This is a genomic window from Fulvivirga aurantia, assembly GCF_009711475.1.
Taxonomy (GTDB): Bacteria; Bacteroidota; Bacteroidia; order Cytophagales; family Cyclobacteriaceae; genus Fulvivirga; species Fulvivirga aurantia.
Genome location: NZ_SMMD01000029.1, coordinates 1 through 264, shown reverse-complemented (window position 1 = coordinate 264; position 264 = coordinate 1). Strand labels below are relative to the sequence as shown.

Below are 264 nucleotides of genomic sequence, written 5' to 3'. Positions count from 1 at the left end.
CTGATCAACGGCATGTTTGATTAAGCGGCTGACACCAGAAAATGCCGCTACCGGACCTCTTAAGTCGTGAGAGATAATAGAGAAAAACCGGTCCTTGGTTTTGTTGAGAGATTGTAATTGCCACTTTTGTTCTTCCAGCTCTCGATTAATTCTAATCTTCTCCCGGTTGTTCTGATAAAGAAAAATCAATAATACACCCACAATTAGTGCTCCTCCAGCTACAGCATAAATGACAATTTGCTGCGTGCGCTTTTCAGCGGTTAG

The 264-nt window shown here is 42.4% G+C and carries 1 pseudogene; it reads right to left on the bottom strand.

Going from position 1 to position 264, the window contains the following annotated elements:
* A pseudogene (locus E1176_RS19960) lies at positions 1-264 on the bottom strand (hypothetical protein); the annotation flags it as partial.